The sequence below is a fragment of the Rhizobium esperanzae genome (assembly GCF_002204185.1).
GTDB lineage: Bacteria > Pseudomonadota > Alphaproteobacteria > Rhizobiales > Rhizobiaceae > Rhizobium > Rhizobium esperanzae.
This window is the reverse complement of sequence record NZ_MXPU01000050.1, coordinates 1-3,855: the sequence shown is the minus strand read 5'-3', so window position 1 is coordinate 3,855 and position 3,855 is coordinate 1. Positions and strand designations below refer to the sequence as shown.

The window sequence follows — 3,855 nt, the reverse complement described above, 5'->3', positions numbered from 1 at the left end:
GAAGATGACGGTGATCCAGTACGCGCCGGACTCCAAGCAGGCCGGGGAATATCGGGCGCTAGCCGAGAAGATCCATGCCAATTCGGGCCAAGGGACCATTCCGACCCCGATTACCATGGAAGAGCTCGAAGACATGCTGCTCGACTTCGGCATCATGAAGAGCGACGAGCAGATGCTGGCCGAACTACAGGCCAAGGAGTCAGCGGTGGTTGCGGCTCAATAACTGCCGCTGTCGACAGGACGCGCTGGCCCTTGAGCCAGCGCGTCCTTCCACGAAAGACGCTTCGTCGACGACGACATAACCCGAACCTTGAAAGGGGCAGGGGCCCATGAGCCTTGATTACGAGAATGACAGCGTTTTGCATGAAAAGCTCATTGCGGAAGTGTTAGCGCAATATCCAGACAAGGCGGCAAAGCGCCGCAAGAAGCACCTCAGCGTCGCAACGAGCGGCGACGAGCCTGGCGGTGAGCTGAAGGCGCTTTCCGAATGCGACGTCAAATCGAACATCAAGTCCATTCCGGGCGTGATGACGATCCGCGGCTGCGCCTATGCCGGCTCCAAAGGCGTGGTATGGGGGCCGGTCAAGGACATGGTCCACATCTCGCACGGCCCGGTCGGTTGCGGTCATTATTCCTGGTCGCAACGCCGCAACTACTACGTCGGCCTGACGGGCATCGACACGTTCGTGACGCTGCAGTTCACCTCAGACTTCCAGGAAAAGGACATCGTGTTCGGCGGCGACAAGAAGCTTGAACAGGTCATCGACGAGATCGAGGCGCTTTTCCCCCTCAACAACGGCATCAGCGTGCAGTCGGAATGCCCGATCGGGCTGATTGGCGACGACATTGAGGCGGTGTCGCGCAAGAAGGCCAAGGAGCACGAAAAGACGATCGTGCCGGTGCGCTGCGAGGGCTTCCGCGGCGTCTCGCAATCGCTCGGCCACCACATCGCCAACGACGCCATCCGTGACTGGGTTTTCGACAAGAACGAAGTCGAGTTCGAGACCGGCCCTTATGACGTCAACGTCGTCGGCGACTACAATATCGGTGGCGACGCGTGGGCTACGCGCATTCTATTGGAGGAGGTGGGGCTGCGCGTGGTCGGCAACTGGTCGGGTGATGCCACGCTCGCTGAGGTCGAGCGCGCGCCAAAGGCCAAGCTCAACCTCATCCACTGCTACCGCTCGATGAACTACATCTGTCGGCACATGGAGGAAAAGTATGGCATCCCGTGGATGGAATACAATTTCTTTGGTCCGTCCCAGATCGAAACCTCCCTGCGCGAAATAGCCAAGCACTTCGGTCCGGAAATCGTCGACAAGACCGAGGCTGTCATCACCAAGTACCGGCCCCTGGTCGATGCTGTCGTCGACAAGTACCGGCCGCGCCTCGAAGGCAAGACGGTGATGCTCTATGTCGGCGGCCTGCGTCCTCGCCACGTCATCACGGCCTATGAGGACCTCGGCATGCGGATCGTCGGCACCGGCTACGAGTTCGCCCACAACGACGACTATCAGCGCACCGGCCATTATGTGAACAAGGGTACGTTGATCTATGACGACGTGACCGGTTACGAGCTGGAAAAGTTCATCGAAGGCATCCGCCCCGACCTTGTTGGGTCCGGCATCAAAGAGAAGTATCCGGTGCAGAAGATGGGCATCCCCTTCCGCCAGATGCACTCCTGGGATTATTCGGGCCCGTATCACGGCTATGACGGCTTTGCCATATTCGCCCGCGACATGGATCTGGCCATCAATAATCCGGTGTGGGATCTCTACGACGTCCCCTGGAAAAAAAAGGCCGCGCCAGCTGAGGCGGTTGCGGCCGAATGAGAGCCTGGCCTGTCTTGGGAGGGGGCAGGCCAGGCCCTTCCATCGGCCTTGATCCGCACTCGTGACAGATGACATCCCATTGCCGCCACCGGTGCGGCGCGATGAAAAGAAAGGTGCTTACTATGCCGCAGTCGGCGGAAAAAGTTCTCGATCATGCTCCCCTGTTCCGCGAGCCGGAATACAGGCAGATGCTCGCCGAGAAGAAAGCCAATTTCGAATGCCCCCACCCAGATCAGGTCGTTGCCGATCAAAACGACTTCACGAAGACCTGGGAGTATCGCGAAAAGAACCTGGGCCGCAAAGCCCTGGTCGTGAACCCGGCCAAAGCCTGCCAGCCGCTCGGTGCCGTCTTCGCAGCCGCAGGCTTTGAGCAAACGATGTCCTTCGTCCACGGCAGCCAGGGCTGCGTCGCCTATTACCGTTCGCATCTGTCGCGTCACTTCAAGGAGCCTTCATCGGCGGTCTCGTCCTCGATGACGGAGGACGCGGCGGTGTTCGGCGGGTTGAAGAACATGGTCGATGGGCTCGCCAATACATACAAGCTCTACGATCCGAAGATGATCGCCGTCTCGACCACCTGCATGGCCGAAGTCATTGGAGACGATCTCCACAGCTTCATCGAAAACGCAAAGAACGAAGGGTCGGTCCCGCACGACTTCGATGTTCCTTTCGCTCACACGCCTGCCTTCGTCGGCAGCCACGTCGATGGCTATGACGGCATGATCAAGGGCATTCTAGAGAACTTCTGGAAAGGCAACGAGCGGAAGGAGGTTGCCCAAGCCATCAACATCATTCCCGGCTTCGACGGCTTCTGCGTCGGCAACAACCGCGAACTGAAGCGCCTGCTCGACATGATGGGCGTATCCTACATCTTCATCCAGGATGCCTCCGACCAGTTCGACACGCCGTCTGACGGCACGTACCGCATGTATGACGGCGGCACGAAGATCGAGGACGTGAAAACGGCGTTGAACGCCGAAGCGACCCTGTCGCTGCAGCACTATAACACGCGCAAAACGCTGGAATATTGCAAGGAGGTCGGTCAGGCTACGGCTTCGTTCCATTATCCGCTGGGTGTCCAGGCGACCGATGAATTCCTGATGAAGGTCTCGGAGATTACCGGCAAGGAAATTCCTCCGGCACTCGGCCTGGAGCGCGGCCGTCTCGTCGACGCTATGGCAGATAGCCAGGCCTGGCTGCACGGGAAGAAATACGCGATCTACGGCGATCCTGACTTCGTCTACGCTGTTGCCCGGTTTGTCTTGGAAACCGGCGGTGAGCCGACCCACTGCCTTGCTACCAACGGCACGTCGGCCTGGGAAGCCGAGATGAAGGCGTTGCTCGCATCCTCGCCCTTCGGCAAGGCTTCCCAGGTCTGGGCGGGCAAGGACCTCTGGGCGTTGCGCTCGCTGCTCTTTACCGAGCCGGTAGATCTTATGATCGGCAATTCCTATGGCAAGTATCTCGAGCGCGACACCGGCACCCCATTGATCCGGCTGAGCTTTCCGATATTCGACCGGCACCATCACCACCGTTTCCCGCTCATGGGCTACCAGGGCGGCCTGCGCGTCCTGACGACGATCCTCGACAAGATCTTCGACACGCTCGATCGCGAGACGAGCGAGCCGGGTGTGACAGACTATTCTTACGACCTGACCCGCTAGGAGCGGCGGCGGTCGGCCTTGCGAGGCCGGCCGCCTTCATCTGAACTTGGAGACCGCAATGCCCTCGCTCAATGCTAAAGTCCAGGACGTCTTCGACGAGCCTGCCTGCGAGAAGAACCGCAGCAAGGATTCCAAGGCGCGTAAGAACGGCTGCTCGAAGCCGCTGATCCCCGGGGCGGCAGCCGGCGGATGCGCTTTCGATGGCGCCAAGATCGTGCTGCAGCCCGTCACTGACGTCGCGCACCTGATCCACGGGCCTCTCGGCTGTGAGGGCAATTCCTGGGACAACCGAGGATCGGCTTCCTCAGGTCCAACGCTCTGGCGCACGAGCTTCACGACCGACCTTACTGAAACCGAAG

General features: G+C 59.8%; 3 protein-coding genes and 1 pseudogene. All 4 read left to right on the top strand.

Features of this window, described 5'->3' with window-relative positions; genetic code table 11:
• Positions 1-223 (top strand): annotated as a pseudogene (nifH, locus tag B5E41_RS30805) (nitrogenase reductase); the annotation flags it as partial.
• Between the two features lie 106 nt (positions 224-329).
• Entirely contained in the window at positions 330-1,832 is a 1,503-nt protein-coding gene (nifD, locus tag B5E41_RS30800) for a nitrogenase molybdenum-iron protein alpha chain (protein ID WP_088397321.1), read from the top strand.
• Between the two features lie 122 nt (positions 1,833-1,954).
• The gene (gene nifK, locus B5E41_RS30795) at positions 1,955-3,496 is read left to right on the top strand and encodes a nitrogenase molybdenum-iron protein subunit beta (protein WP_088397320.1); all 1,542 of its coding nucleotides are present in this window, start codon (positions 1,955-1,957) and stop codon (positions 3,494-3,496) included.
• Positions 3,497-3,554: 58 nt separating this feature from the next.
• Positions 3,555-3,855, top strand: a 301-nt coding sequence (locus tag B5E41_RS30790; protein WP_280950656.1) for a nitrogenase component 1, incomplete at its 3' end; no start/stop codon positions are given.

What these genes read in the sequence shown, in the direction of transcription:
- nifK (WP_088397320.1), top strand. Translation starts at nt 1,955, where the DNA reads ATGCCGCAGTCGGCGGAAAAAGTTCTCGATCATGCTCCCCTGTTCCGC.
- nifD (WP_088397321.1), top strand. Translation starts at nt 330, where the DNA reads ATGAGCCTTGATTACGAGAATGACAGCGTTTTGCATGAAAAGCTCATT.